Annotated in this window: 26 protein-coding genes; 14 read left to right on the forward strand and 12 right to left on the reverse strand. The window is 63.6% G+C overall.

Annotated features, from left to right (window positions below):
* Positions 1-101: 101 nt before the first annotated feature.
* Positions 102-1304, reverse strand: coding sequence for a DNA-processing protein DprA (dprA, locus tag AC4FS3_RS15430; RefSeq protein ID WP_491021297.1), 1203 nt, complete (start codon positions 1302-1304; stop codon positions 102-104).
* A gap of 300 nt (positions 1305-1604) precedes the next feature.
* Between dprA and AC4FS3_RS15435 the strand changes: the two genes are divergently transcribed.
* The 3 genes from AC4FS3_RS15435 (at position 1605) to AC4FS3_RS15445 (ending at position 4315) form a co-directional block, all read left to right on the forward strand.
* Entirely contained in the window at positions 1605-2882 is a 1278-nt protein-coding gene (locus AC4FS3_RS15435) for a 4-aminobutyrate--2-oxoglutarate transaminase (protein WP_491021298.1), read from the forward strand.
* A gap of 130 nt (positions 2883-3012) precedes the next feature.
* The gene (locus AC4FS3_RS15440) at positions 3013-3279 is read left to right on the forward strand and encodes a YMGG-like glycine zipper-containing protein (protein ID WP_092896870.1); all 267 of its coding nucleotides are present in this window, start codon (positions 3013-3015) and stop codon (positions 3277-3279) included.
* Between the two features lie 829 nt (positions 3280-4108).
* Positions 4109-4315 carry a hypothetical protein gene (locus tag AC4FS3_RS15445; RefSeq protein WP_491021299.1) on the forward strand — a complete coding sequence of 69 codons (207 nt, stop codon included), beginning with the start codon at positions 4109-4111 and terminating at the stop codon, positions 4313-4315.
* A gap of 75 nt (positions 4316-4390) precedes the next feature.
* Here AC4FS3_RS15445 and aroQ read toward each other — a convergent pair whose 3' ends face one another.
* Both aroQ and metF read right to left on the reverse strand, forming a co-directional pair.
* Positions 4391-4828: a type II 3-dehydroquinate dehydratase gene (aroQ, locus tag AC4FS3_RS15450; protein ID WP_491021300.1), complete on the reverse strand. Its 438-nt coding sequence runs from the start codon at positions 4826-4828 to the stop codon at positions 4391-4393.
* Between the two features lie 200 nt (positions 4829-5028).
* Complete coding sequence (gene metF, locus AC4FS3_RS15455; RefSeq protein ID WP_491021301.1) at positions 5029-5898, reverse strand: methylenetetrahydrofolate reductase [NAD(P)H]; 870 nt, start codon at positions 5896-5898, stop codon at positions 5029-5031.
* Between the two features lie 87 nt (positions 5899-5985).
* On the opposite strand from metF, the gene AC4FS3_RS15460 reads away from it, so the two are divergent.
* Together AC4FS3_RS15460 and AC4FS3_RS15465 are read left to right on the forward strand one after the other, a co-directional pair.
* Positions 5986-6891 (forward strand): LysR family transcriptional regulator, encoded by a 906-nt coding sequence (locus AC4FS3_RS15460; protein ID WP_491021302.1) that lies wholly within the window; start codon positions 5986-5988, stop codon positions 6889-6891.
* A gap of 152 nt (positions 6892-7043) precedes the next feature.
* Positions 7044-7892 carry a L,D-transpeptidase gene (locus AC4FS3_RS15465; protein WP_491021303.1) on the forward strand — a complete coding sequence of 283 codons (849 nt, stop codon included), beginning with the start codon at positions 7044-7046 and terminating at the stop codon, positions 7890-7892.
* 59 nt (positions 7893-7951) lie between these two features.
* Here the strand turns inward: AC4FS3_RS15465 and AC4FS3_RS15470 are convergent, their stop codons facing one another.
* Entirely contained in the window at positions 7952-8437 is a 486-nt protein-coding gene (locus tag AC4FS3_RS15470) for a DUF2867 domain-containing protein (protein WP_491021304.1), read from the reverse strand.
* Between the two features lie 181 nt (positions 8438-8618).
* On the opposite strand from AC4FS3_RS15470, the gene AC4FS3_RS15475 reads away from it, so the two are divergent.
* Both AC4FS3_RS15475 and AC4FS3_RS15480 read left to right on the forward strand, forming a co-directional pair.
* Positions 8619-9407, forward strand: coding sequence for an inositol monophosphatase family protein (locus AC4FS3_RS15475; protein ID WP_283177667.1), 789 nt, complete (start codon positions 8619-8621; stop codon positions 9405-9407).
* Between the two features lie 86 nt (positions 9408-9493).
* Complete coding sequence (locus AC4FS3_RS15480) at positions 9494-10600, forward strand: pyridoxal phosphate-dependent aminotransferase (RefSeq protein WP_491021305.1); 1107 nt, start codon at positions 9494-9496, stop codon at positions 10598-10600.
* A 9-nt stretch (positions 10601-10609) separates the two neighbouring features.
* Here the strand turns inward: AC4FS3_RS15480 and AC4FS3_RS15485 are convergent, their stop codons facing one another.
* The 3 genes from AC4FS3_RS15485 to gatB form a co-directional block, all read right to left on the reverse strand.
* Positions 10610-11056 (reverse strand): DUF4177 domain-containing protein, encoded by a 447-nt coding sequence (locus AC4FS3_RS15485; RefSeq protein WP_491021306.1) that lies wholly within the window; start codon positions 11054-11056, stop codon positions 10610-10612.
* 173 nt (positions 11057-11229) lie between these two features.
* The gene (locus tag AC4FS3_RS15490) at positions 11230-11544 is read right to left on the reverse strand and encodes a DMT family transporter (protein WP_283177664.1); all 315 of its coding nucleotides are present in this window, start codon (positions 11542-11544) and stop codon (positions 11230-11232) included.
* 189 nt (positions 11545-11733) lie between these two features.
* Positions 11734-13245 carry an Asp-tRNA(Asn)/Glu-tRNA(Gln) amidotransferase subunit GatB gene (gatB, locus tag AC4FS3_RS15495; RefSeq protein WP_491021307.1) on the reverse strand — a complete coding sequence of 504 codons (1512 nt, stop codon included), beginning with the start codon at positions 13243-13245 and terminating at the stop codon, positions 11734-11736.
* A 384-nt stretch (positions 13246-13629) separates the two neighbouring features.
* On the opposite strand from gatB, the gene AC4FS3_RS15500 reads away from it, so the two are divergent.
* Entirely contained in the window at positions 13630-14262 is a 633-nt protein-coding gene (locus tag AC4FS3_RS15500) for a transglycosylase SLT domain-containing protein (protein WP_283177663.1), read from the forward strand.
* A 78-nt stretch (positions 14263-14340) separates the two neighbouring features.
* Here AC4FS3_RS15500 and pepN read toward each other — a convergent pair whose 3' ends face one another.
* The 4 genes from pepN to AC4FS3_RS15520 form a co-directional block, all read right to left on the reverse strand.
* Entirely contained in the window at positions 14341-16977 is a 2637-nt protein-coding gene (gene pepN / locus AC4FS3_RS15505) for an aminopeptidase N (protein WP_491021308.1), read from the reverse strand.
* 101 nt (positions 16978-17078) lie between these two features.
* Entirely contained in the window at positions 17079-17570 is a 492-nt protein-coding gene (locus AC4FS3_RS15510; protein ID WP_491021309.1) for an NUDIX hydrolase, read from the reverse strand.
* 295 nt (positions 17571-17865) lie between these two features.
* Positions 17866-18333 carry an SRPBCC family protein gene (locus AC4FS3_RS15515; RefSeq protein WP_491021310.1) on the reverse strand — a complete coding sequence of 156 codons (468 nt, stop codon included), beginning with the start codon at positions 18331-18333 and terminating at the stop codon, positions 17866-17868.
* Between the two features lie 84 nt (positions 18334-18417).
* Entirely contained in the window at positions 18418-18669 is a 252-nt protein-coding gene (locus tag AC4FS3_RS15520; protein WP_491021311.1) for a BolA family protein, read from the reverse strand.
* 86 nt (positions 18670-18755) lie between these two features.
* On the opposite strand from AC4FS3_RS15520, the gene AC4FS3_RS15525 reads away from it, so the two are divergent.
* From AC4FS3_RS15525 to AC4FS3_RS15545, 5 genes are all read left to right on the forward strand, one after another.
* The gene (locus AC4FS3_RS15525; protein WP_198837482.1) at positions 18756-19391 is read left to right on the forward strand and encodes a J domain-containing protein; all 636 of its coding nucleotides are present in this window, start codon (positions 18756-18758) and stop codon (positions 19389-19391) included.
* A 93-nt stretch (positions 19392-19484) separates the two neighbouring features.
* The gene (locus AC4FS3_RS15530; RefSeq protein ID WP_491021312.1) at positions 19485-19934 is read left to right on the forward strand and encodes a hypothetical protein; all 450 of its coding nucleotides are present in this window, start codon (positions 19485-19487) and stop codon (positions 19932-19934) included.
* A gap of 189 nt (positions 19935-20123) precedes the next feature.
* Complete coding sequence (gene cobS / locus AC4FS3_RS15535) at positions 20124-21098, forward strand: cobaltochelatase subunit CobS (protein ID WP_283177658.1); 975 nt, start codon at positions 20124-20126, stop codon at positions 21096-21098.
* Positions 21099-21311: 213 nt separating this feature from the next.
* Positions 21312-23180: a cobaltochelatase subunit CobT gene (cobT, locus tag AC4FS3_RS15540; RefSeq protein ID WP_491021313.1), complete on the forward strand. Its 1869-nt coding sequence runs from the start codon at positions 21312-21314 to the stop codon at positions 23178-23180.
* A 69-nt stretch (positions 23181-23249) separates the two neighbouring features.
* Positions 23250-25043: an aminopeptidase P family protein gene (locus AC4FS3_RS15545; protein ID WP_491021314.1), complete on the forward strand. Its 1794-nt coding sequence runs from the start codon at positions 23250-23252 to the stop codon at positions 25041-25043.
* A 13-nt stretch (positions 25044-25056) separates the two neighbouring features.
* Here the strand turns inward: AC4FS3_RS15545 and AC4FS3_RS15550 are convergent, their stop codons facing one another.
* On the reverse strand, positions 25057-25461 hold the full coding sequence (locus AC4FS3_RS15550; RefSeq protein ID WP_491021315.1) for a SufE family protein: 405 nt from the start codon (positions 25459-25461) through the stop codon (positions 25057-25059).
* 152 nt (positions 25462-25613) lie between these two features.
* Between AC4FS3_RS15550 and AC4FS3_RS15555 the strand changes: the two genes are divergently transcribed.
* Positions 25614-26066: a hypothetical protein gene (locus tag AC4FS3_RS15555; protein ID WP_491021316.1), complete on the forward strand. Its 453-nt coding sequence runs from the start codon at positions 25614-25616 to the stop codon at positions 26064-26066.
* Positions 26067-26188 lie beyond the last annotated feature (122 nt).

Below are 26188 nucleotides of genomic sequence, written 5' to 3' on the forward strand. Positions count from 1 at the left end.
CTACACAGGCAATATGGGCGGTCCCAGATGTGGTGTAACAGGGGCAATTGTCAACCGTGACGCTGACAATCGTCTGACGGGTACCGGACTGTTGCATCGGTTCAGCGCCGCGACAAAAGCCCGCCGGGTTGCCGCTGGATCCGCCCCTCAAGCTCGAGTGTCAACAATTCCGGCACCAGCGCCGCGCTGGACAGCGAAAGATCGCGCATGAGCTGATCCTCGGCCAGTGGGCTGGGTCCGAGCCGGTCGAGGATCATGCCATGCAGCCGCACAGTCTCGCTCAGAGCAGGGGCGCGTGCCGGTTTTGCGGGCGTGGGCGCCCCGGTCTGCGGGGCGCACACGGCTGGCCTGGTTGCAGGCATCCGGGCCAGAGGTTCTGCAGGTTTACGGATCTGGTCCAGCCTGTCGCGGCCGGTCCCAAGCGCCTCAAACACATCCCCCGCGTCCCGCAGCAAAGCCGCACCATCCCGGATCAGATGATTGCAGCCGGAGGAGCGCGCATCAAACGGGTGGCCGGGCACCGCCAGAACCTCGCGCCCGAGATCAAGCGCCATCCGGGCCGTGATCAGCGAGCCGGACCGCGCCGCCGCCTCGACCACCAGCACCGCCCGGGCCATCCCTGCCACGATGCGGTTTCGGAGCGGGAAATGCCGGGCATGCGGCGGCAGACCCGGCGGCTGTTCCGAGATCCGCAGCCCCTGGCGGGCGATATCCGCCGCGAGACCGGCATTTTCCTGGGGGTAGATGACATCGACACCGCCGGCCTGCACCGCGATGGTGCCTGTCGCAAGCGTTGCGAGATGCGCCTCGGCATCAATGCCGCGCGCAAGGCCCGAGACAGTGCAGAACCCCGCCTCGCCAAGATCCCTGGCCAGCCTGCGCGCCATGCGAACGCCCAGAGATGACGCATTGCGCGCGCCGATGATGGCCACCAGCGGCCGCCGCAACAGGGTGGAATCGCCCTGCAACCACAGGACGGGCGGCGCGTCTTCGGTCGCGGCCAGCATATCGGGGTAATCCGGATCGCCATGGAAAAGCAGTCTCGCCCCGATCCTGCGTCCGGCCGCGAGTTCCGCCCTGGCAACGCTTTCGGGACAGCATTCATAGTCCTGGACCCCGGCGGCACGGGCAATCGCCGGCAAAGCGGCCAGGGCAGCGGCAGCAGAGCCATGTTCCAGGATCAGCCGGTGAAAGGTGACCGCGCCGACCCTGCGGGAACGAATGAGACGAAGAACATTGAGACGTTCCTCCTCCGTACGGGGTGGGGTGGGGTGTGTGGGGTTCGAAAGCTGACCGTCCGCCATGTCACCTCGCCTCATTCGCAGATCCGACATTGGCGGCACCTGGTTAACGAAAGCTGAAGATTTACCCCCGCCGGCGCGAATTTCCGGCGTTTTCGCAGAGAACCCGTAAAATGCGCTGCACCCCTGGGCGGCCTCCCCGATCTGGTCATACTGGCGCGAAGGAATGCGCCGATCTGGCCTCATGGCTTTCATTGATCCGCGCCCGGCGATCTGGTCGAATGCGCGCAAGAAAGCGGCGGGCGTATAGCCGCCGCTGCCATTGCCGCGCGCGCGCCGCCCGGTGCCCCAGAGGAGCCTGCCATGAAAAACGCCGAAGTCGCCAAACGCCGCGAAGATGCCATTTCCAGAGGCGTCGGCATGTCGACGCAGATCTATGCCGACCGCGCCGAAAACGCCGAGGTCTGGGATATCGAGGGCAACCGCTATATCGACTTTGCCGCCGGGATCGCGGTCGTCAATACCGGGCACCGCCACCCGAAAGTGATCGAGGCCGTCAAGGCGCAGCTCGACCGTTTCACCCATACCTGCCACCAGGTCCTGCCCTATGAGAATTACATCCGTCTGGCCGAGCGTCTGAACGAGGCCGTTCCGGGTGATTTCAAGAAGAAAACCATCTTCGTCACCACCGGCGCCGAAGCCGTTGAAAACGCAATCAAGATTGCGCGCCGTGCCACCGGCCGTAATGCGGTGATCGCCCTTGGTGGCGCCTTCCATGGCCGGACCTTCATGGGCATGACCCTGACCGGTAAGGTCGAGCCCTATAAGAAGGGCTTCGGCGCGATGATGCCCGATGTCTTCCATGTTCCCTGCCCGCAGGAGATCCATGGCATCACCACCAAAGACACGCTGGACGGCATCACCAAGCTCTTCAAGAACGATGTCGACCCCGAGCGCGTCGCCGCCATCATCTTTGAACCGGTGCAGGGTGAAGGCGGCTTCTACCCGCTGCCGACCGATCTGATCAAAGCCCTGCGTGCCCTTTGCGACCAGCATGGCATCGTGCTGATCGCCGATGAGGTGCAGACCGGCATCGGCCGCACCGGCGCGCTGTTTGCGATGGAGGCACATGGCGTGGCGGCAGACCTGACCACCATGGCAAAGGGCCTTGGCGGCGGTTTCCCGATCTCGGCTGTGACGGGACGTGCCGATCTGATGGATGCAAGCCAGCCCGGCGGCCTTGGCGGCACCTATGCCGGCAACCCGCTTTCGGTGGCAGCGGCCAATGCAGTTCTTGATGTGGTTGAGGAAGAGGGCCTGAATGCCCGCGCAACCGAGCTCGGCTCGCGCCTGAAACAGAAGCTGGAAGAGATCCGCGCCACCACGCCCGAGATCATCGACATCCGCGGCCCGGGGTTCATGATCGCGGCCGAATTCGGCAAGCCCGGCACCACCGACCCCGATGGCGAGATCGTGAAGCGCGTCATCGCCGAGGCGCTGAAACGCGGGCTGATCCTGCTCAGCTGTGGCGTCTATGGCAATGTGGTGCGTTTCCTTGCGCCGCTGACCATCGCCGAGGCGCATTTCACCGAAGCGCTCGGGATTCTCGAAGCCTCGGTAGCGGCAGCCCGCCAGGGTTGATCCCTGTCAGGAAGCGATAATTGACTGAGGCTTTGCAGTCAGGGAACCTTATGGCATCGGGCCGCGTTTACCACGCGGCCCAAAACCAAAGCTCTCCAAAGCTCTGCGGAGCGAACCATATGAGGTTGTCATGAAAGCGATCGTCCTTGCTCTCTCGCTCTCCGGCCTGGCGCTTTCCGCCTGTGTCGAGACCACGCCTACCCAGAACACAGTGCTCGGCGGTGTCGCCGGCGCAGCGGCAGGGGCCGCTCTGTCCTCGGGCGACGACATGGGCAAAGGCGCGCTGATCGGCGCGGCTCTTGGCGCAGCCGCAGGCACCTATCTCGGCCAGACCTCGACCAAGGGTCAGTGCTATTACCGCAACTCGGCCGGCCAGCGCTACGTCGCAGCCTGCTGACCCTGAGGCCTGCTGACCACAAAGCGCATTTGCCGGTTTCGATGCCGCATTCGCCCGTCGGATGCGGTTCGGTAAGCCGGACACCGTATTTCCGCACCGCCCCGGAGCCACCTGGCCCCGGGGCGTTTCTGTCTGAACAGCACGCATCGACACGCCGCAGAGGCCGCGCAGAGGCTGCGCGGGCGTGACAGTGGGACCCGGCAGCTGAGGGCCCGCCGCCCAGACCGGCCACAAAAGCGCGGCCGTCCCTGCACGCTCGGATTGCCCGAATCGGCGGCAACGGATCGGGCAAGACCAGCTTCATGCGGCTTTTCTCGGTCTGATCGCGGCAGAAGCGGTTCGGTCAGCGTCAGCGGCGAGGAAATGTTTAAGAACCGCCGCGCCGCACTTTCGGCGATCGGCATACTTTTCTGAACCCGGGCCATCGGATCCTCTTCCCAATCGTCGCCGAAGAGCTGGCCTTCGCGCGTCCCCGGCAAGGGATCAATCGCCGCGAGGCCTGCATGTGGATGGAGGCGCTGACCGCGCCTTTTTACACGCCCTCGCACCGGCAGCCGGCGCGTGCGAAACACGCGGCTTTGCTGGTGTCCGGATGGTGGCTGCGGCGGCCCGGCCATGGCCCGCTGATCGCTTTGCCGATTGACCCGGGTGGCGGCGGCCAATCTGGTAGACGATGACCACGCGGTTTTCCGAAATGCTTGCGGTGTTTGAGCAGCTCACGCGCCCGCTTGCACAGATCCTGCCCTGCAACACGGTCCTCGCGCATGCAATGGCTTACTTGCGGTGCTGCCTTATCCGATGCTGGGACTTGCAGGATTGCTGGTTTTCCTTGGGCGACCCAGTTGATCGGGGTATCTGGGTGCTTTACCTGTGCGCTATTCAGGTCATGGCCTGGATGCCGCATATCTCGCTGACGCAGGCGGTTTTGTATTGCGTCGTGTTCCCGCCGGGAGACCGCGTCGAAGCGGGGCTTGCGGGCCTGATCATGGCCTCACTGGCCAAAGCGCGCCACGCGTCACTGCCGTCACGCACCTGACCAGAGGCAGACGATTTCTTGCAAGAAATCGGCGCGTTTCCTTGGAAAGGAAACGCGGCGCCGGACGGCGCGGCTTCAGCCGATCAGCGTCGCAATACGGCGCAGTGCGAAAGCATAGCCTTCGGTGCCGCAGCCGGCGATGACTCCATCGGCGCGCGACGAAACATAGGAATGATGGCGGAAGGCCTCGCGTTTGTGGATATTCGAGATATGCACCTCGATCACCACCCCCTCGAAGGCGTTCAGCGCATCAAGGATGGCCACCGATGTATGCGAATAGGCGCCGGGATTGATGATAATCGCAGCCGAGCTGCCCCGCGCCTCATGGATATGATCCACCAGCATGCCCTCATGGTTCGACTGATGCGCCACCAGCCCGAACCCGAACTCCTCCGCCAGCCGGGCCACCATCGCCTCGATATCGGCGAGCGTCTCATGCCCGTAGATATCCGGCTGGCGCTTGCCCAGCAGGTTCAGGTTCGGCCCATTCAGAAGCATGACCTGTTTTGACATCTTATTTCCCCGTCATCGGCCCTTCAGGCCCCGCTCACCGCATGAGGATAGTCGAGCCCGGGCAGCCGGGGCACCCCCCTCGCTACAATAAAAATGCGGCCCCGCCCTCCTCGCCGCAGCGAAAGAACGGGACCGCCAGGGAGATGGCTCACAGGCTGCAAGCGGCCTGAGACCGCGTGCTGCTGTACATCCGGTCGCCCTCAGGCGACGTTTTCCAAAGTCAGCTGAGGCTGGATGCCAAGCGCGCGCACCACTTCGCGCGTCAGCTCCGGGCGGTTCAGCGTGTAGAAATGCAGATCCTCAACCCCGCCTTCGATCAGCCGGTCGCAGAGCTGGGTGCATTGCGCCAGCGCGTACAGCTCTTCACGCCCGTCGCGTGCGGCGCGGGTAAACGCCTCATCGAGCCTGGCCGGCACATCCGTTCCGCAGCGTTTCGCGAATTTCTTCGCCCCGTCCCAGGAAATGACCGGCAGGATCCCCGGAATGACCGGCGCGGTGATCCCCGCCTTCACACAGGCATCGCGGAAGCGGAAAAACGTATCCGCCTCAAAGAAGAACTGGGTCATGGCCGAGGTCGCGCCGGCATCGATCTTGCGCTTGAGGAAATCGACATCTGCCTGCGTCGAGGCGCTGTCGGGATGCGGCTCCGGATAGGCGCCGACCCGCACTTTGAACTTGCCCATCTTTGCAATCGCCTCGACCAGCTCGACCGAAGACGCAAAACCCTCAGGATGCTTTTCCCAAGCGGCCGCGCCTTTCGGTGCATCACCGCGCAGCGCCACGATCTCGCGCACCCCGGCCTCGTAATAGCTCTCGACGATCTCCATCGTCTCAGCTTTCGACGCATCGACACAGGTCAGATGCGCGGCGACATTCAGCCCGTAATTGCGATGGATGATCCCCACCGCCTCATGGGTCAGCTTGCGCGTGGTGCCGCCCGCCCCATAGGTAACCGAGACGAATTCCGGCTGCATCGGCGCCAGGGCCTGCACCGTATCCCAAAGCCGGAACGAGGCATCAAGCCCCTGCGGCGGGAAAAACTCGAACGAGATGCGCGGCGTTTTCGTCATGATCGGTCTCCGTGAACAAGCCCCTTGTCGCAGATTCGACAATGTGAGACAAATTCATAATCCTCAGCATCTTTATGAAAACGCCACATGTATATCGAGATCCGCCATCTGCGCACCATCCGCGCGATCCACACCGCCGGTGGCCTCGCCCGCGCCGCCGAGATGATGAATATGACCCAGTCGGCGCTGTCGCATCAGGTGGCGGGGCTGGAGGATCAGGCGGGGATGGAGCTCTTTGTCCGACGCTCGAAACCGATGCGGCTTTCGGCGGCAGGGTTCCGGATGCTGAAGCTCGCCGAAAGGATCCTGCCCGAGATCGACGCGCTGGAAGAAGAATTCATTGCCCTGAGATCGGGGAAATCGGGACGGCTGCATATCACGCTGGAATGCCATGCCTGTTATGACTGGCTGTTTCCGGTGCTGGAAATGTTCCGCCGCGCCTGGCCCGAGGTGGATGTTGATATCCGCGCGGGCCTCGCCTTTGATGCCATGCCGGCGCTTAATCGCGAAGAGATCGATCTGGTGATCACCTCCGATCCGGGCAGCCAGAACGGTGTCACCTTCAACCCTCTCTTCGACTATCATCCGACCTTTGTGGCCTCGTCACAAAACCCGCTTGCGGCGAAAGAGTTCATCCAGGCCGAGGATTTCCGCGACCAGGTGGTGATCACCTATCCGGTCAGCCGCGACCGGCTGGATCTCTTCACCGAAGTGCTTACCCCCGCCAAGGTGGAACCCCGTGGCCATCGCACGGCCGAGCTGACGGCGGTGATCCTGATGCTGGTCGGATCGAACCGGGGTGTGGCGGTGCTGCCCGACTGGGTGATGCGCGAAGTGCGGAGTTCCAGCGATTACGTCACCCGCCCGCTCGGGCCGGATCCGGTCCTGAAACGCATGTATGCGGCCACGCGCGAAGAAGACAGTACTCGCCCCTATATGGCGCATTTCCTGCGGCTTGCGCGGATCGAGGCGGTGCGGCTGCAGCGTGGCTGACGTGCAACTTTGCTGTTCTAAGCGGCTTTTCGCTGCAAAAGGCGGGTTTTCATAACCTGGCATTGACCGAATCGTCGTTGACTATTTTCCGGCCCCGCCAAAAGCTGAGCCACGACCACCTGTTTGCCGATTTGACGATGACGGAGAGTAGTATGCGCGCAGTTTTTTTGCCCGCTCTGGCGCTTATGCTGGCCCTGGCTGCGGCTCCGCTGCGCGCGGAAACCCAGACTGGCACGCCGGCCGCCGCCAGCGCCGCCACGGCACCCGGCGCCAAATTCATAAAGCCCGAAATCATCACTCCGGATCCGGGCGCTGAGGAACCGGTGAAACAGGCGGGCACCCTCGCAGAAGAAATTCTTTCCGCCGCGACGCTCGATACCGGCGATGACGCAACCCCGGTTTTGGAGCCCCCCGAAAGCACCACACGTCAGAACCTGCCCCCAACGCCCGGCGCTCTCGCGCCAGAAGCCGGAACAGCTGCGACCGGCACGACCTGGACCGGGACCCTTGAGCCCCTGGTGTCAGAGCCGTTTGCGACGACCTCCCTGCCGCAAGACCCCGCCATACCGGTGGAAATCGTGCTGGAGGCGGCGACCTCCGGCGTGACCCGGGCGGTGGCAATTGTCGAAGAGCTCAGGCGCGAGACCATTGAGGTTCGCGTCTCGATCTCACGACAGATGATGGAGGTTCGGTATAACGGCGAGATCCTTCATGAATGGCCGGTCTCGACCGCGCGGAAGGGCAAGGTGACGCCCAAGGGCAGTTTCAAGCCGCAATGGCTGTCGAAGAACCATAAATCCTCGCTCTATAACAACGCGCCGATGCCCTATTCGATTTTCTACAGCGGCAATTATGCGATCCATGGCACCGATCAGGAATCAAAGCTTGGCCGCCCGGCCTCGGCGGGCTGCGTACGCCTCAGCCGCGCCAATGCAAAGATTCTCTTCGCGATGGTGCAACAAGAGGGCAAGTCGAAGATGAAAGTCGAGATCCTCGACTGATCACAGGCGCAGCGTCCACGCAATGTCCCCGCCGCGCCCTCGCGGGACGGTCGGCGGGCTCAGCGCCGCATCAGCCGGCGCCGCAACCGCCGCAACCGCCGCAGCATATTGCGCACGATAAGCCGATGGGCAATGCCGACCGGCAGCATATAGATCCGGCCATACGGATTATGGGTGATCACCGATGAGGTGATCGCCACCTCCTTCCCCGCGGTCGAAATGCAGGTCATCACATCGAGATGGCGGTCGCGTTCGGTCAGGACCAGCAGATGCGGCCCGGCACGCTCCACCAGGAAGAAATCCAGCCGATCCCCGACCTCGACCCTCTCGTGGCGGGTGCCGGAAAAACCGCCGATCCGCCGCACACCGAACCGCGCGGAAATCGCATCGCGGATCCGGAACGCCAGCTGCATCAGCGGCTGCGGCTCAGACATGATCAGGTTCCAGGCCTCCAGCGCCCCCAGAGCCACCGGCAGTTCTGCCCGCGCGCAATCGTAAAACCAAAGCCTGTCCCGCCCGGCAAGTGTCACGATTTCTGGCTGCATCTTTTCCCCTGCCGTCAGGCGCTGACCCATTCTGGGGCCAACAGAGCCACATCGCCATGGCCCAAAAGGTCGCAATTCCCGGCCCCACCCGCAGTTTCACGCTGCTTCCGGCCCTTTCCTTCCCGCGTCTTTCCCTGTAAGGCCCATCCGTTCCAGCCAATGCCTGACCCGGAGTCCGCCCATGCAGGGAAGCGCCAACCTGAACCTTATGATCAAGGCCGCCCGCAAGGCTGCGCGCTCGCTGGTCAAGGACTTCCGCGAGGTCGAGAACCTCCAGGTTTCCGCCAAAGGTCCGGGAGATTTCGTCTCGAAGGCCGATCGCGAGGCCGAACGGATCATCAAGGAAGATCTGATGGGCGCGCGCCCGTCTTATGGATGGCTGGGCGAGGAAACCGGCGGCACCGAAGGCCAGGACCCGACGCGGCGCTGGATCGTCGATCCGCTGGACGGGACCAATAACTTCCTGCACGGGATCCCTCACTGGTCGATCTCTATCGCGCTGGAATATAAGGGCGAAATCGTCTCGGCGGTGGTCTATGACGCGCCGAAGGACGAGATGTTCTATGCAGAAAAAGGCTCGGGCTGCTGGCTGAATGACAATCGCCGCCTGCGGGTCTCGGGGCGGCGCAGCCTGCATGAATCGCTGTTTGTCACCGGCATCCCGCATGGCGCGCAAAAAACACTGCCCGCGACGATGAAAGACCTCTCGCTGGTCAGCCCCGGCACCGCAGGCGTACGCTCGTCCGGGTCCTCGGCGCTTGATCTCGCCTGGGTCGCCGCCGGGCGTTATGAGGGCTGTTTCCAGCGCGAACTGAAGGCATGGGATATGGCGGCGGGCCTTTTGCTGGTCAAAGAGGCCGGCGGTTTGGTGGAAGGCATCCGCGAAAACCAGGATCCGCTCGACAGCGGGTCGGTCATCGCGGCCAATGACCAGATCTTTAACCAGCTCGCAGGCCTGCTGCGCGGCTGAGACGCGCGACCCGGGCCATATACCCCCCGCAGAGGCGCATCCCGCCTCTTGCCGGGGCGTGGTGAAGCGGCCATTGTCGCGCCATCATGAGCCGCTTCCTTACGCCCCGCATCGCCGCCCTTCCCGCCACCGTGCCCTTTACCGGCCCCGAGACGCTGGAGCGCCGCAACGGCCGCCCCTTCCGCGCCCGGCTGGGCGCCAATGAAAGCGGCTTTGGCCCCTCGCCCCGCGCGCTGGCCGCGATGCAGGAAGCGACATCCGAGGCATGGATGTATGCCGACCCCGAGAATTACGATCTGAAACAGGCACTTGCAGCCCGCCACGGTTGCACGCCCGGCCATATCGCTGTTGCGGCGGGGGTGGATACGCTCTTGGGTCTTTTGTGCCGGATGGTGTTGCAACCCAGCGAGACGGTGGTGACAAGCCTTGGTGCCTATCCGACCTTCAATTTCCACGTCGCGGGCGCCGGCGCCGATCTGATCCGGGTGCCCTATCTTGGCGCGCATGAAGACCCCGAGGCGCTGCTTGCAGCGGCAAAGACCCATCGCGCAAGGCTCCTCTATCTCGCCAATCCCGACAATCCGATGGGCAGCCATCATCCCGGCGCCACGATCCGCGCGCTTGCCGATGCGCTGCCGCCGGAAACGCTCCTCGTGCTGGACGAGGCCTATGCAGAGCTCGCCCCGGATGAAGCCATCCCAGATATCCCCGCCGACCATCCGCAGGTGATCCGGTTGCGCAGTTTCTCGAAAGCCTGGGGGCTGGCGGGGGCGCGGGTCGGCTATGCGATTGCCGCGCCCGATCTTGCCGGAAGTTTCGACCGGATCCGCGACCATTTCGGCATGGGGCGGATCAGCCTCGCGGGCGCGCTGGCCTCGCTGCAGGACCCGGACTGGATCCCGACCATCCGCGCCCGCATCAGCGCGGCCCGCGACCGGATGGGCGCAATCGCCCGCGAAAACGGGCTGGAGCCCCTGCCCTCGGCCACCAATTTCGTCACGATGGATTGCGGTCGCGATGGCGATTATTCGCGCCGTGTTCTGGCGGAATGCGAGGCACGCGGATTGTTCATCCGCATGCCTGGTGTAGCACCTCTGGATCGCTGTATCCGCATCAGCCTCGGGCCAGAGCCGATGATGGATCTGGTCGCCGAAGTCCTGCCCGAAGCCCTGCGCGCCGCGCAGGGGGCATAACCTGAGGGCCTATTCCGCGGCCACTTCCGGCCGTGCCGGGCCAAGCGAAGGCGCAGAATTCACCTCACGGGGCTGGGCATGCAGGACCGGAGCCACGATGGCTGCAGCCTCGGGTGCTGCAACGGGCGCGGCGGCCACAGGCATGGCGGGCGCAGGCTCTGCCGGCGATGCCGCAGGCGCCACCGCAGCCCGCGTGAACACCGGAGCGCGCGGCGCCTCGGCAAGAATTTCACGCCGGAAGACCAGCATGTTCTGAAAGCTGGTTTTCGTGCCGGTCAGACCCGAACGCTCATCACAAGGCAGGCTGTCTGCGCGCACATAATCCCAGCCCTCGGCGCCCAGTTCATTCATCACCGTGCTCAGGGCCAGCGCGAAACGCTCCTCCGTGGATTTGACGCCACGCGCCTTCTCACCCCTGCGGGGCGCCGGAACCACCTTATATTCGAACCGTTGCATCCTGCTCTCCGGCTTTGGTTTCTTGCAGGCAGTTTAGTGAATTTTCCATGGTAAGTCCAAATCACAAAACGTTTTTTCCGCAACCCACCCCATTACCGCATCAGGCAGCCTATGTTGTGGGGCGCCCATCGGCGCCCCCCAGGTGATGGTAGGATGCCAGCTCGTTCCCGGGGTCAGGAGGACAGCTTCATCAGGACCAGCCCCCCAACGATCATACAGGCGGCAAGAATGCGCAGCGCCGTCGCCGGCTCGTGCAGGAATATGATCCCGACCACAAAAGCCCCGACCGCACCGATCCCGGTCCAGATCGTATAGGCGGTGCCCAGTGGCAGCACCCGCATCGCCAACGACAAAAGCCCGAAGCTGAACACCATCGCCACCAGCGTGATGACGCTGGGCCAAAGCTTCGTAAACCCATCCGAGAGCTTCATGCTATAGGCCCACAGAACCTCGAGCACCCCCGCAACAATCAGAAAAATCCATGCCATTACGGCCATGCCTCCAGAAGAGCCGGGCCGTCCCGGGCAGAACCTGAGGCGAAGGGGTCGTCCCCCTGCCATCGGGGCGACGGTTTCACGCCCCTGGGCCGAAAATTAACACAGGCCCCGGGGCGGTCAAGCCATGCCGGAGCCTGTGAATATTCTGTTGCCCGAAGGCAACCACCCATTGGCCGCGCTTCAGAGGCCGAGTTTTTTCATCACCAGATCATTGACCGCACCGGGGGCCGCCTTGCCGCCGGTCGCCTTCATCACCTGGCCTACGAACCAGCCCGCAAGTTTCGGGTTCTGTTTCGCTTTTTCAACCTGGGCGGGGTTTTCAGCGATGATCTGATCGACCGCTGCCTCGATGGCGCCGGTATCCGTCACCTGCTTCATACCGCGTTCCTCGACCAGAACCGCCGGGTCGCCGCCCTCGGTCCAGACGATCTCGAACAGATCCTTGGCGATCTTTCCCGAAATCACATTCGCAGAAATCAGATCGACAATGCCGCCAAGCTGCGCCGCCGAGACCGGGCTTTCGCCGATCTCCTGGCCTTCCTTTTTCAGCCTGCCAAACAGCTCGTTGATCACCCAATTGGCCGAAAGCTTGCCATCCCTGCCCTTCGCGACCGTGTCGAAATAGCTGGCATTTTCCAGTTCCGCCGTCAGGACGCTCGCGTCGTAATCGGTCAGCCCGTAATCAGACATGAACCGCGCCTTTTTGGCATCGGGCAGTTCCGGCATCGATTCCGCGATCCCGTCGACCCAGGCCTGTTCGATTTCCAGCGGCAGGAGATCGGGGCATGGGAAATAGCGGTAATCATGCGCCTCTTCTTTCGAGCGCATCGAGCGGGTCTCGTTTTTGTCCGGATCGTAAAGGCGGGTTTCCTGCACCACTTCGCCGCCATCCTCGAGAATGGCGATCTGGCGGCGGGCCTCGAAATCAATCGCAGCCTGAATGAAGCGCATGGAGTTCATGTTCTTCAGCTCGCAGCGCGTGCCGAGATGGCTGAAATCCTGGCTCGCCTGGTATTTCTCATACTGGCCGGGGCGGCAGACCGAGACGTTGACATCGGCCCGCAGATTGCCGTTTTGCATATTGCCGTCGCAGGTGCCGAGATAGCGCAGGATCTGGCGCATCTTTGCGACATAGGCTGCGGCTTCCTCCGGCCCGCGGATATCCGGGCGCGAGACGATCTCCATCAGCGCGACACCGGTGCGGTTGAAATCGACAAAGCTCAGGTTCGGGTCGATGTCATGGATCGACTTGCCGGCATCCTGTTCAAGATGGATGCGTTCAATCCGCACCAGGCGGGCCACGCCCGGGCCCATTTCGACCAGAACTTCGCCCTCGCCCACGATCGGATGATAGAGCTGGCTGATCTGATAGCCCTGCGGCAGGTCGGGGTAGAAGTAGTTCTTGCGGTCAAAGGCCGAGCGCAGGTTGATTTCGGCCTTGAGGCCCAGCCCGGTGCGGACCGCCTGTTCGACGCAGAATTCATTGATCACCGGCAGCATGCCCGGCATCGCGCAGTCAACAAAGCTGACATTGGTGTTCGGCTCGGCACCGAAAGTGGTTGAGGCGCCCGAGAACAGCTTGGAATTCGAGGCGACCTGGGCATGGATCTCCATCCCGATCACCAGTTCCCAGTCATGTTTCGCACCGGCGATGACTTTCGGAACGGGGGGCGTATAGGTCAGATCGAGCATAGTCCACCTCTGCGGCAGGTCGGGATCGGGTCAGTTGACAGAATCACGCGCTGCGGGAGGCCGGAAAAGCACCCCGTTGAGCGGTCCCGATGGTGTTTAGGGCGCGCGCGGGCCGGGGGCAAGACCCGGCTGGCCCCGAGCGGATCGGCTCTCGCGCAGCAAAGCCAGGCTGAGATCGCGGGCCAAATGAGGGGAAAAAGGGCAGCAGAACGCGGCTTCGGGCGGGATCCCGCCAGGCGGAGTGGCGGGATCCCGCCGGTTTTTCGCACAGAACTTTGCGTTTCCAAGCTTAGCCGCTTATTGCCGCACCGTCGATTCCTGCGGTTTGCCTGTTATCCGGCTCGCCCTTTCGGCATTGTCCCGAGGCCATAAAAGGCAAGAAGTATGAAAATCTCCAGGCTGGGTCTGCGTGCCCTTGCGGCAGTAACGGTTGCCCTGTCTCTGAGCGCCTGCGTTCAGGCCGGTGGCAGAACCAAAGCAGTTCCCTCCGAGAGTTTCATCGCCACCTCGCAAATGGGCTGGGAGCGCTATTCCGGATCAAAGGAATGGACCTATGAGGCCCTGGCGGCCGTGTCCCAGAAGGATTCCGAGCTTTCGGCGCGCGTGCCCTCTGATATCGCAACCTGGTGCCCGGCCTATAAATCGGCATCGGTCGAACAACGCCGCGCCTTCTGGGTCGGGCTGATGCATGCGGTTGCGAAACATGAAAGCACCTGGAACCCGAAAGCTTCGGGCGGTGGCGGGCGCTATATCGGGCTGATGCAGATCTCGCCGCGCACGGCCGCCTCGCATGGCTGTGACGCGCAATCGGTTTCGGCGCTTAAAGATGGTGGCGAGAACCTGAGCTGTGCGGTCGAGATCTTCTCGAAAGCCGTGGCGCGGGACGGGGTTGTTGCCGGTGCAGGCAATCAGGGCATTGGCCGCGACTGGGGCCCGTTCCGCAAATCCGAAAAACGCGCCGAGATGGCTGCCTGGACCTCGGCTCAGCCCTGGTGCTCGGGGTCGGCGAAACTCTGACCCGGGCCGTGCTGGCGCGGAAATGAAAGCGGCCCCTTGCGGGGCCGTTTTGCGTATCAGCACTCTGAACGCCAGCCCTTACCCGGCAGCAAGCATCCGACCGGCCATTTCCGACAGATCGCGGCTGAGGCCGGGCGTGGCGAGGATGCGGCTCAGCGCAGCGCGGATCAGGCCCTGGCGCGTCGCGTCATAGCGCGGCCAGGTCTCGAAAGCGGTCGACATGCGGGCCGCCGTCTGCGGGTTCAGCGGGTCCAGCTGCAAAAGCCAGTCCGCCAGTAGCCGGTAGCCCGCGCCATCGGCGCGGTGGAAGCCCGCGTGATTGGCCGCAAAGGCGCCGAACACCGCGCGGAAGCGATTGGGGTTCTTCAGGTCGAAATCCGGTCGCTGTGTCAGCTCATCAACCAGCGCCGCCACCCGCTCCGGTGCGGCGCAGCTGATCTGCAGCGAGAACCATTTGTCCATGACATTGCGGTCGTCGGACCAGCGGGTCGCGAAGGCCGCCAGTTCCGCCTGGCCCGCGCCAATGTCCAGAAGCGCCGCCAGCGCGCCGATGCTTGCGGTCATATTGCTGGCGGCGGCAAAGGCCGACCTCGCGGCCGCTCCGTCCTCTATACGCGACAAAAACGCAAGCAACGCATTGGTCAGCGCCCGCCGCCCCGCGCCGGCGGCGTCGGGGATGAAGGGGCCGGTATCGGCGAGCCCCCGGATCAGCCCGGGCAGGTCAGCTTTGAGGGCCACGGCCAGCGCCTTCACGGCGTCGCGGCGGGCGGCCCGGATCGCGTCGGGATCGGGGTCGATACCCTGATCATGCAGCGCCTGGGCCAGATCATCCTCGCCCGGCAGGCGCAGCAAAAGCGCGCGGAAGGCAGGATCCAGCCCCTGATCGCGGATCAGCGGCACCAGAGCCTGGATCCAGCCGGCCAGCAGATCATCTTTGCCGCGCACCATATCAGTCAGCATCTCGCGTGCGAGCGAGCGGCCCGCCTCGTAGCGGTTGAAGAGGTCACTGTCATGCGCGAGCAGGAAGGCGCGCTCGGACGCAGTGGTCTCGCGCTCCAGAACCACGGGCGCCGAGAACCCGCGCAACACAGAGGCCACCGGGCGCGCCGCAAGCCCGTCGAATGTGAAGGATTGCCCGGCATCTGTCATCTCGAGCACCCGGGTCGGCACCACCTCGGACCCGTCCGGCGCGAGGAGCCCGACCGCAATCGGGATCACCTTTGACGTCTTCTGTGCCTGGCCGGGCGTCGCCGGAGTTTGCTGGCGGAAGGTCAGCGTATAGCGCCCGTTCTCAAAGCTTTCGCAGAGGTTCAGGCGTGGCGTGCCCGCCTCGTGATACCAGCGGGCGAACTGGCTCAGATCGCGGCCGGTCACATCCTCAAAAACCTTCAGCCAATCCTCGATCGTCGCGGCATCGCCGTCATGGCGGGTGAAATAAAGATCAAGCGCCTGATCCCAGGCGGCATCGCCGACCAGGGTTTTCAGCATTCCGATCAGCTCGGCGCCTTTTTCATAGACGGTGGCAGTGTAGAAATTGTTGATCTCGACAAAGCTTTCGGGCCGCACCGGATGCGCCAGCGGCCCCTGATCCTCGCGGAACTGCCGGGCGCGGAGCAGCGCCACATCCTCGATCCGTTTCACCGCATGAGACCGCATATCACCCGAGAATTGCTGATCGCGGAAAACCGTCAGCCCCTCTTTCAGGCAAAGCTGGAACCAGTCGCGGCAGGTGATACGATTGCCGGTCCAGTTGTGGAAATATTCATGCGCAATGATCGCCTCGATCCGGGCGAAATCGTCATCGGTGGCGGTCTCGGGGCTGGCCAGCACGAATTTGGAGTTGAAGATGTTCAGCCCCTTATTTTCCATCGCGCCCATGTTGAAATCATCGACGGCAACGATGTTGAAAACGTCGAGATCATATTCGCGCCGGTAAACCTCTTCGTCCCATTTCATCGACCGGATCAGGCTGTCCATCGCCCAGGCACAGCGATTTTCATCGCCCGGACGGACCCAGATCTCCAGATCGATGGCGCGGCCTGACCGCGTTGTGAAGCTGTCGTGATGCGCCACGAGATCACCGGCCACCAGCGCAAAAAGATAGGCGGGTTTGGGCCAGGGGTCATCCCACTCCGCCCAGGACCCGCCGCGCCCCGCCGGATTGCCGTTGGACAAAAGCACCGGCAGATCGCTTTCGATGCGGACATGGAACCGCGCCATCACATCGGGACGGTCGGGGTAGAAGGTGATCTTGCGAAAGCCCTGGGCCTCGCATTGCGTGCAATACATGCCGTTCGACATGTAAAGCCCCTCAAGCGCGGTATTCGAGGCCGGATCGATCTCGACCAGCGTTTCCAGCGTGAAGGGGCCATCGGGCAGAAGGTCGGCGGGAATGGTCAGCCCGGTCTCATCCGGGGTCAGATCCAGCAGCGCGCCGTCAAGGCGCAGCGAGATCAGCCGCAGATCCTCGCCGTCAAGCCGCAGCACATGGCGGCCCTTTGCCTCGGGATTGGGGCGCAGATGCATCTTTGCCGCGACTTTCGTGGATTTCGGCGCAAGCTGGAAGGTCAGCGCGACCCGGTCGATCAGATGGCTGAAGGGGCGGTAATCGGCCAGCCAGACGGTGCGCGGGTCATGGGCCCTGCCCGAAACGGCATCTGCGGGGGAGGTCCCGGCGACGGAGGCTTCGTCGGGGCTGGAATGATCGGCGGTCATGGCGATTTCCCTTTCCTTATAGATGAATACCTGGACCCGCGCCCCGGAGGTTACAAGGGGGCGGCGCGGGGTTCAGGCCCGGGTTCCGCTCTGGCAGCGGCTCACGGGGCGACGATCTCTGCCTTGTGAAGCGCCGCCCGCAGAACCGCATCGACATCAGCGCTCATCGCAAGGGCGCGGGCGAGCACCGCGTCACAGGAAAACCAGGCAGCCTCTTCGGCATCATCCGCCGCCAGAACCTCGCCCGAGAGGTAGCGGCAGATCACCGGCACGAGGAAATAATGCCAGGCGGCCTCCTCTGCCGCCTCTGCGCGCGCGCGCACCGGCGCCTCTGCGCCCGCGCGGACCGGCCCGATGATATCAAGCCCGGGCAGCTGGCGGATGACAGCCGCGATGATCCCGGTTTCCTCAGCCAGCTCGCGCAGGGCCGCGTCGCAGACGCGCTCGCCGAACTCCACCTTGCCGCCGGGATAGCCCCAGAGCCCCTGGTCAGGCGGGTTCCGGCGCCGCACCAGCAGCACCCTGCCCTCATGCACCACCACGGCCAGCGCGGCCAGGCGCGGGGTTGAAGCGGGAGGCGGGATCCGGGTCATGGTGAAACGCTCCTTCAGCTGCACCCCTGCCAGACGCTGCCCGGCCTGGCAGAATGGCGGCAGAATCAGGGGGGAAGTCCATGGCAGAGCCGCGCGAAAACCGCGATACCGCGATCTTCTGACGCGGGCCGTTGTAACGAACCTTATGTTGGCAGCCGATAAGGCTGCGGCGCTGTGGCGGCAGGGGATGCGGTGCTTGTGGCGATCCGCGCCCCGCGCGCCATGCCAGACGTCAGGTCAGACGCGGCCAGCCCCTGTTGTCTCCCTGTCGTCCCCGGGCTGTCACCGCCGGGGATTAAAGCGTCAGCGCAAGCGCTCCCAGCTGATCGGCGGCCGCGCCCCAGCCGTCGTGAAAGCCCATTTTCTCATGCTCTGCCTTTTGCGCCGCTGTGCGGTGCAGCGCATTGGCGCGGTAAAGCGAGCCCGCACCGTCGGGCAGCACCTCCATCACTGCGGTAAAGCCAAAGCTGCCCTCATTCGGGTGCCAGCCGCCACGCATCAGATCGGTCCAGACGAGGCGCCGCCCGGAAACCACCTCAAGCACGCAGCCATGACCCGGCATCTCGCCATGCCCCGGCACATCCATCACCGAACGGAAGGAACCGCCCGGTCGCAGATCCAGGCTGACATCGCGGGTGACAACGGGGCGCGGGGCGAACCAGGCCTCGATCAGGGCGGGCTCGGTCAGACAGCGCCAGATGCGGTCGGGCGCGGACTGAAAGCGGCGCTCGATCCGCAGATCGGTCTCGGGATTGAACTGCATGGCATCCTCCCTGCATATCCACGTGGAGAAAGCCTCGCATATCCGCAGCCGGGGCAGCAGTGCCCCCCGGCCCGTAAGCCGGTTTCAGCCGATATCCAGCGCCAGCGCGTGGATACGCCCCGGAATATCTTCAAGCGCCGCCAGCACCGCGCGATGCCTGGCGATCCGGCTCATCGGCGCGAAAACACCGGCGCGGATGCGCACCGCGAAATGCGTCTCGCCGGTGCCATCATCGCCGGAATGCCCGGCATGGCGATGGCTTTCATTCAGCACCTCCAGCTCATCCGGTGCGAAAGCCGCGCGCAGCTTTGTCTCGATTTCGTCAATCACAGGCATTTTCACCTACCCCCTCTTCAATCCGCCGCTAAATCACCTAAACTTGGCCGCCCGAGTCGGAAAGGCAGCATAAGGCCCTCTATCCAATGGTCAGTAAGAACCCATTCGAATTCGATCTCCGTGTTTCCACGGATAAGAAGCGTAAATCCGCCGGCCGCCGCGCCGGTGTCTCTGCGGCTGCAACCTCGACGCATCGCTGTGACTACCCTGATTGCGACAGAGGCGGCGAGTTCCGTGCGCCGAAATCGCGTGAGCAGCTCGACGAATTTTTCTGGTTCTGTAAGGACCATATTCGCGAATACAACCTGAAGTGGAATTTCTTTGACGGCACCTCGGATGAGGAATTCAGACGCATCGTCGAGAAAGACCGGCTTTGGGAGCGCGAGACCAAGCCGTTTTCCAAAAAGGATGACGGCAATGCCTGGGCCCGGATGGGGGTGAATGACCCGCTGGAGATCCTTGGCGAGAAAGGCACCCGTTCGGCGCCCTCGACCGCCTCGACCGGCGCCACGCGCAAATTGCCGCCGACCGAGAGGAAGGCACTGGAGATCCTAGATTCCCGCGACACCATGACCAAAACGGAAATCCGCAAGCAATACAAAGGCCTGATCAAGGTTCTTCACCCGGATATGAATGGCGGAGACCGCAGTCAGGAAGAGATGCTGCAAGAGGTGGTCTGGGCCTGGGACCAGATCAAGGACAGCCGGCATTTCCGCGACTGAGGCAGAGTTGAAAGCCATCGCCACAGGCTTTTGCGGCCGCAAGCCAAACAAGGACGGGCAGACAGAATGAGCCGAAAGCAGAATGCTGCGGTCATGGCGCTGGCGACCTTGCTTGCGCTGGCGATTCGCGTCGCCTTTTCGGAAGAACCGGCGCGGAATCTGCACTTGATTGGCCTCACCTCGACGCCCTGGTTTCTGATTGGCTTCGCGGCAGTTGCCGCGGCGCTTTTCACCCCGTTCTGGCGGCGGTCCGGCTGGTGGCCGAAGATCGCTTCAACGCTCATTGTCCCGGTTTACGGCGTCAGCGCCATGATCGCAGGGCTCAGCTTCGATCACCTTAGCGCGCCGCTGAGCGGGATGGGCCAGATTGGCGCGAAACTTGCGCCATCGCTGCCCACCGCCATTGCTGAACTGCTGATTGCGTTGCCGAATGCGGCGGCATCGCTCCTCTACCATGAAAGCCTGTCGCTGCTCGTGCTGATCGCCGCCGTTGCGATCTGTGAGTGGTGCCCGGCAGACAGAAACCGCGCTACGCCAGGCTGAGAAAAGGCCGGCGCCCATCTGCCATCCTCCGCTGGCGGGGTTTGCAGAGCTGACGCCTGGGCCATCACCGCTGACGCTTGCCCCAATGCCGGTTACAAGTCTCCCGACCAAAGCCGCTCTTGCACGTCTGTGCGTAATGTTCCATGAACTCGGGACCGCCTGAAATTTGCCCGAAATCTGGACGTAACCATGCCCGAGAATGCGATCAAGCCGACCGAAGAAATCTCTGTCCGCGAGGTGTTCGGCATCGATACCGATATGCGGGTCAAGGGCTTCGCCGATCGCACAGATCGCGTGCCCGAGATCGACAGCACCTATAAGTTCGACCCCGATACCACGCTCGCGATTCTGGCAGGCTTTGCCTATAATCGCCGGGTGATGATCCAGGGCTATCACGGCACCGGGAAATCGACCCATATCGAACAGGTCGCCGCGCGGCTGAACTGGCCCTGTGTGCGCGTCAACCTCGACAGCCATATCAGCCGGATCGACCTGATCGGTAAGGATGCGATCAAACTGGAAGACGGACGTCAGGTGACGAAATTCCAGGAGGGCATCCTGCCCTGGGCCCTGCGCAACCCGGTGGCGATTGTGTTCGACGAATACGATGCCGGCCGCGCCGATGTGATGTTCGTGATCCAGCGTGTGCTGGAGCATGACGGCAAGCTGACGCTGCTCGATCAGAATGAGATCATCACGCCGCATCCGTCCTTCCGCCTGTTCGCAACCGCGAATACGGTGGGCCTTGGCGACACAACCGGCCTCTATCACGGGGTGCAGCAGATCAACCAGGCCCAGATGGACCGCTGGTCGCTGGTCGCCACGCTGAATTACCTGTCACATGATGCGGAAACCGCCATCGTCCTGGCGAAAAACCCGCATTACAACACGGCCGAGGGCCGTAAAACCATGAGCCAGATGGTGACAGTGGCCGACCTTACCCGTACTGCCTTCATGAACGGTGATCTCTCGACCGTAATGTCGCCGCGTACCGTGCTGAACTGGGCCCAGAACGCGCAGATCTTCCGCAATGTGGGCTATGCATTCCGGCTTTCCTTCCTGAACAAATGCGATGAGCTGGAGCGTCAGACCGTCGCCGAGTTCTACCAGCGCTGCTTCAATGAAGAGCTGCCGGAATCCGCCGCCTCGATGGCCATGAAGTAAGAAGAAGACGGGGGGCTGCCTGCCCCCCGCGGCCTTCGGCCTCCCCCCGAGGATATTTTCAGACAGAAAATGAAAGCAGGTTTTCGCATATTTTCTGTCTTTAAATATCCTCGGGGGGAGGGCCGCGCAGCGGACCGGGGGGCAGACAGCCCCCCTCCCCGGTCTGCGGTATTTTCCTTGCATCTCCACCCGCGCCGGTGACAGGGTCCATCCATGAGCAAACCCGCCGATAATCCCGCCGATCCTTTTAAAAAAGCCCTTGCCGAGGCCACGAAAGTGTTGGCCGACGATCCGGAGATGACCGTTTCCTATTCGGTCGACCCGCCCGGCATGAACCGCGATGGCGTCCGGCTGCCGCAGGTTTCGCGGCGTATGACGCGGGATGAGGTAATGCTCGCCCGTGGCACGGCGGATGCTTTCGCGATGCGGCGCAAGTTTCATGATGAGAAGACGGCGGCGAAATATGCGCCGGTCGGACAGCTGGCCCGCGATATTTACGAGGCGATGGAGACCGCGCGCTGCGAGGCGATGGGCGCCCGGGTGATGCCCGGCACGGCCACCAATATCGATGCAAAGATCGGCCAGGAAGCGGATCGCAAGGGCTATTCGCAGATCGCTTCGGCCCAGGATGCACCTTTGCCGGTCGCGGCGGGCTACCTGGTCCGCGCGCTTGCCACCGGGCGGAAATTGCCGGGCGGCGCCGAGAATGTGATGTCGCTCTGGCGCGGCTTTATCGAGGAACAGGCCGGCGGCACGCTGGGGAACCTCGATGAGGTGCTCTCGGATCAGTCGGCTTTCGCGCGGCTGGCGCGCCAGGTGATCCAGGATCTCGGCTATGGCGATCAGCTGGGCGATGACCCGGATCGCCCCGATGACGACGAGGCCGGCGACGAGGCCGAAGAGGATCAGGACAGCCCCGATCAACAGGAGGGTGAAGAGGAGCAGGGTGAAGAGGCAGAGGCCTCGCCCGAGCGGTCCCAGGAAGAACAGCAGGACGAATCTCAGGCTCAGGTCCAGATGGACGACAATGCCGAGATGGAGCTTGGCGATGAGACCGAGATGCCCGAGGGCGAGGCGCCGCTGGAGCCGCCGCCTCCCGCCCCCCATTCCGATGCCGATCCGAATTACACCGTCTACACGACTCAGTTTGACGAAGAGATCCGCGCCGAAGAACTGGCGGAACCGGCAGAGCTGGAGCGCCTCCGGGCCTATCTCGATCAGCAGCTTGACCCGCTGAAAGGCGCAGTGGGGCGGCTGGCGAACAAATTGCAGCGGCGTCTGCAGGCGCAGCAGAACCGCTCCTGGCTGTTTGACCTTGAAGAGGGCGTACTGGATGCCGGGCGGCTTGCACGGGTCGTCGCGAACCCGACCACGCCGCTTTCGTTCAAATGGGAAAAGGATACCGAGTTCCGCGACACGGTGGTGACACTGCTGATCGACAATTCGGGGTCGATGCGCGGGCGGCCGATCTCGATCGCGGCGATCTGTGCCGATGTTCTTGCCCGCACCCTGGAGCGCTGCCAGGTCAAGACCGAGATCCTCGGTTTCACCACCCGCGCCTGGAAAGGTGGCCAGAGCCGGGAGAAATGGCTCGCCGAGGGTCGGCCGCAGCAGCCGGGCCGGCTGAATGATCTGCGCCATATCATCTATAAAAGTGCCGATGCGCCCTGGCGGCGGGTGCGGCCCAATCTGGGCCTGATGATGAAAGAGGGGCTCCTGAAGGAGAATATCGACGGCGAGGCGCTGGAATGGGCGCATCGCCGGATGCTGGCGCGCCCAGAGGCGCGGCGGATCCTGATGGTGATCTCGGATGGCGCGCCGGTTGACGATTCGACCCTGTCGGTGAACCCGGCGAGTTTCCTCGAGAAACATCTGCGCGATGTGATCGCGATGGTGGAAAAGCGCCGCGCGGTCGAGCTGATCGCGATCGGGATCGGCCATGATGTGACGCGCTATTATCAGCGCGCGGTCACCATCACCGATGTCGAGCAACTGGCGGGGGCTATGACCGAGCAGCTGGCGGGGCTGTTTGACAAGGATCCGCGCGCTGCCAAACGGGCGGGGATGCGGAAAACCGGGTAAGGGGGCGCTGCCCCCGTCCCGTTCCGGGACTCCCCCGGGATATTTAGAGACAGAAAATGGAGCCTTTCCATGTTTCAGAGCTTTGACAATCCGGCCTCACCGGAAGCGGGGCCGGGGCGGCTTGCTGCTTTGCGCGGGGAGATGGCGGCGGAGGGGCTTTGGGGCTTCATCGTGCCGCGCGCCGATGCGCATCAGGGGGAATATGTCGCCGATTGCGATGCGCGGCTGGCCTGGCTGACGGGGTTCACCGGATCGGCCGGGTTCTGTGTGGCGCTGACGGATCGGGCCGGGGTCTTCATCGACGGGCGGTATCGGACCCAGGTGAAGGATCAGGTCGATCAGGGCCATTTCACGCCGGTTCCCTGGCCGGAAATCCAGACCGGTGAGTGGATCCGGGGCACTGCTGTTGCTGGCGTGATCGGCTTTGACCCCTGGCTGCATACGCGCGATGAGATCCAGCGGCTGGAACGCGCGCTTGAGGGCAGCGCTGTGACGCTCAGGCCCTGTGGCAATCTGGTCGACCGGATCTGGGCCGACCGGCCCGGCGCGCCCTGTGTGGCAGCCTTCGCGCATCCCGAAGCGCTGGCCGGCGAAAGCGCCACCGACAAGCGCCACCGGATCGGGGCGGCGCTGGCCGCGCGCGGTGAGGCGGCGGCGGTGATCACCCTGCCCGATTCGATCTGCTGGCTGCTGAACATCCGGGGCGGCGATGTGCCGCGCAATCCGGTGGTGCAGGCTTTCGCCGTGATCTTTGCCGATGGCCGCCTCAGCCTCTTTGCGGAACCCGCGAAGTTTGATCCGGAGCTGCGGGCGATTCTGGGCCCAGAGGTCACGTTGCGCCCACCCGCCGCTTTCGCGCCGGCGCTGCGCCTGCTTTCCGGCCCGGTGCGGCTTGATCCGGGATCTGCACCGCTGGCGGTCTGGTCTGAGCTGGAGGAGGCTGGCATTGCGGTCAGCGCAGGTCCCGACCCCTGTCTTCTGCCGAAGGCGCGCAAGAACGCGATCGAAATTGCGGCCACCGCCGAAGCGCATCTGCGCGACGGTTCGGCGGTTTGCGAGTTTCTGTGCTGGCTCGATGCCAATGCCCCCGGCGATCTTACCGAGATCTCGGTGGTCGGAGCGCTGGAAAGCTTTCGCCGTGCGACCAATCTTCTGCATGATATCAGTTTTGATACGATCTGCGGCGCCGGCCCCGATGGCGCGATCATCCATTACCGGGTGACGGAAGATACCGACCGCGCTTTGAGCCATGGCGAGTTGCTGCTGGTGGATTCCGGCGCGCAGTACAAGGATGGCACCACCGATATCACCCGCACCATCGCGATTGGCGATCCGGGTAATGAGGCGCGCAATTGCTATACAGCAGTGCTGCGCGGCATGATCGCGGTCTCGACCGCGCGCTGGCCGCGCGGGCTTTCGGGGCGCGATCTCGACCCGCTGGCGCGGCAATTCCTCTGGACGCGCGGTCTCGATTACAATCACGGCACCGGGCATGGGGTCGGCGCGTTTCTTTCGGTGCATGAGGGGCCGCAGCGGATCTCACGGATCTCAGAAGTTCCGCTCGAGCCGGGGATGATCCTCTCGAACGAGCCGGGCTATTACCGCGAGGGGGCCTTCGGCATCCGGCTTGAAAACCTGATCGTGGTGACAGAGGCCCCTGCCCTTGGCGACAACCGTGACCAGCTTTGTTTCGACACGCTGACCCTGGCGCCCTTTGACCGAAGGCTGATCCTTGCCGCACAGATGTCAGCGGAGGAGCGCGCCTGGCTTGACCACTATCACGCAAGGGTGCTTGCGCTGATCGGGCCGCGCGTCACCGAACCGACCCGCGAATGGCTCAAAGCCGCCTGCGCGCCGCTCTGATACGCGGCGCTGATCAGCTGCCGGCAAGCAGGCGGATCCGTTCCACCATGGCGTGCAGCCCGTTAGAGCGCTGCGCGGAGAGGTTTTCCTTCAGCCCGATCCGCGCGAATTCCGCGAGCGCATCGACTTTGAGCACCTCGGCCGGCGTGAGGCCCGCGTAAAGCGCGTGCAGGATGGCGATCAGCCCGCGGACGATCATCGCATCCGAGTCGCCCTGGAAATCGAACCGCTCCGGGGTGATCTGCGGGCGCAGCCAGACCTGGCTCGCGCAGCCCTCGACCTTATAGGCGGGAACGTGGAAACTGGCATCCAGTGCCGGCATCGCCTTGCCCAGCTCAATGACATGGCGATAGCGCTCTTCCCAGTCGTCCAGGAATTCCAGGGTCTCGGCAATTTCCTCGAATGCGGGCGTGGCCATGGCGGTTCTCCTTCTGCCCGACTGGCCTAGCCGCGTGCGCGGGCAAGGTCCAGAGCGCTCATTGGACAACGATGCGGGCAAGGTTCTGCTGCGGCGGCTTTTCAAAGCGCGACTTTCGCGATACCGAAGGGATGGATGATGGAGAGTGACGGATGATCCGCAAAGCGACCGCTGTTTGCCTTTTGCTGACGCTAGCCGCCTGTGGCGGAATGAGAGACAGCCGGCTGAACCCGTTTAACTGGTTCGGGACATCAGAGCCTGCGGAAAAGGTGGTGATCGAAGAGACGCCTCAGGACCAGCGCGAACGGGTCCAGACGGTGCTTGATATGAAAATCGAGCAGGTCTCTTCGGGCGCAATCGTCCGGGCGACCGGGCTGACGCCGACCCAGGGCTGGTGGGAGGCGTCGCTGGTGCCGCAACCGGTAACGCCGGAAGGTGTCCTGGTGCTGGATTTCCGCATCTCGCCCCCGTTCAAGGCGCAGCCCGCCAATACGCAACGCTCGCGCGAGGTGACGGTGGCGCTGCACCTGTCGAAGATCAGGCTGGCCAATGTGCGTAAGATCGTGGTCCAGGGCGCGAATGACGCCCGTTCCGCCGGTCGCTGATCGCGGATGGGGGCTGCCTGCCCCCACGGCCTTCGGCCTCCCCCGGGGATATTTTCAGACACGTGAAAAGAAAGCGTCTTTCATCTGTCCCTAAGTATCCTCGGGGGGAGGGCCGCGCAGCG

Source organism: Pseudogemmobacter sp. TB195, from assembly GCF_058313095.1.

Coding starts and splice junctions, on each gene's coding strand:
- dprA (WP_491021297.1), bottom strand. CDS start 1,304: ATGGCGGACGGTCAGCTTTCGAACCCCACACACCCCACCCCACCCCGT.
- AC4FS3_RS15435 (WP_491021298.1), top strand. CDS start 1,605: ATGAAAAACGCCGAAGTCGCCAAACGCCGCGAAGATGCCATTTCCAGA.
- AC4FS3_RS15440 (WP_092896870.1), top strand. CDS start 3,013: ATGAAAGCGATCGTCCTTGCTCTCTCGCTCTCCGGCCTGGCGCTTTCC.
- aroQ (WP_491021300.1), bottom strand. CDS start 4,828: ATGTCAAAACAGGTCATGCTTCTGAATGGGCCGAACCTGAACCTGCTG.
- metF (WP_491021301.1), bottom strand. CDS start 5,898: ATGACGAAAACGCCGCGCATCTCGTTCGAGTTTTTCCCGCCGCAGGGG.
- AC4FS3_RS15460 (WP_491021302.1), top strand. CDS start 5,986: ATGTATATCGAGATCCGCCATCTGCGCACCATCCGCGCGATCCACACC.
- AC4FS3_RS15465 (WP_491021303.1), top strand. CDS start 7,044: ATGCGCGCAGTTTTTTTGCCCGCTCTGGCGCTTATGCTGGCCCTGGCT.
- AC4FS3_RS15470 (WP_491021304.1), bottom strand. CDS start 8,437: ATGCAGCCAGAAATCGTGACACTTGCCGGGCGGGACAGGCTTTGGTTT.
- AC4FS3_RS15475 (WP_283177667.1), top strand. CDS start 8,619: ATGCAGGGAAGCGCCAACCTGAACCTTATGATCAAGGCCGCCCGCAAG.
- AC4FS3_RS15480 (WP_491021305.1), top strand. CDS start 9,494: ATGAGCCGCTTCCTTACGCCCCGCATCGCCGCCCTTCCCGCCACCGTG.
- AC4FS3_RS15485 (WP_491021306.1), bottom strand. CDS start 11,056: ATGCAACGGTTCGAATATAAGGTGGTTCCGGCGCCCCGCAGGGGTGAG.
- AC4FS3_RS15490 (WP_283177664.1), bottom strand. CDS start 11,544: ATGGCATGGATTTTTCTGATTGTTGCGGGGGTGCTCGAGGTTCTGTGG.
- gatB (WP_491021307.1), bottom strand. CDS start 13,245: ATGCTCGATCTGACCTATACGCCCCCCGTTCCGAAAGTCATCGCCGGT.
- AC4FS3_RS15500 (WP_283177663.1), top strand. CDS start 13,630: ATGAAAATCTCCAGGCTGGGTCTGCGTGCCCTTGCGGCAGTAACGGTT.
- pepN (WP_491021308.1), bottom strand. CDS start 16,977: ATGACCGCCGATCATTCCAGCCCCGACGAAGCCTCCGTCGCCGGGACC.
- AC4FS3_RS15510 (WP_491021309.1), bottom strand. CDS start 17,570: ATGACCCGGATCCCGCCTCCCGCTTCAACCCCGCGCCTGGCCGCGCTG.
- AC4FS3_RS15515 (WP_491021310.1), bottom strand. CDS start 18,333: ATGCAGTTCAATCCCGAGACCGATCTGCGGATCGAGCGCCGCTTTCAG.
- AC4FS3_RS15520 (WP_491021311.1), bottom strand. CDS start 18,669: ATGCCTGTGATTGACGAAATCGAGACAAAGCTGCGCGCGGCTTTCGCA.
- AC4FS3_RS15525 (WP_198837482.1), top strand. CDS start 18,756: ATGGTCAGTAAGAACCCATTCGAATTCGATCTCCGTGTTTCCACGGAT.
- AC4FS3_RS15530 (WP_491021312.1), top strand. CDS start 19,485: ATGGCGCTGGCGACCTTGCTTGCGCTGGCGATTCGCGTCGCCTTTTCG.
- cobS (WP_283177658.1), top strand. CDS start 20,124: ATGCCCGAGAATGCGATCAAGCCGACCGAAGAAATCTCTGTCCGCGAG.
- cobT (WP_491021313.1), top strand. CDS start 21,312: ATGAGCAAACCCGCCGATAATCCCGCCGATCCTTTTAAAAAAGCCCTT.
- AC4FS3_RS15545 (WP_491021314.1), top strand. CDS start 23,250: ATGTTTCAGAGCTTTGACAATCCGGCCTCACCGGAAGCGGGGCCGGGG.
- AC4FS3_RS15550 (WP_491021315.1), bottom strand. CDS start 25,461: ATGGCCACGCCCGCATTCGAGGAAATTGCCGAGACCCTGGAATTCCTG.
- AC4FS3_RS15555 (WP_491021316.1), top strand. CDS start 25,614: ATGATCCGCAAAGCGACCGCTGTTTGCCTTTTGCTGACGCTAGCCGCC.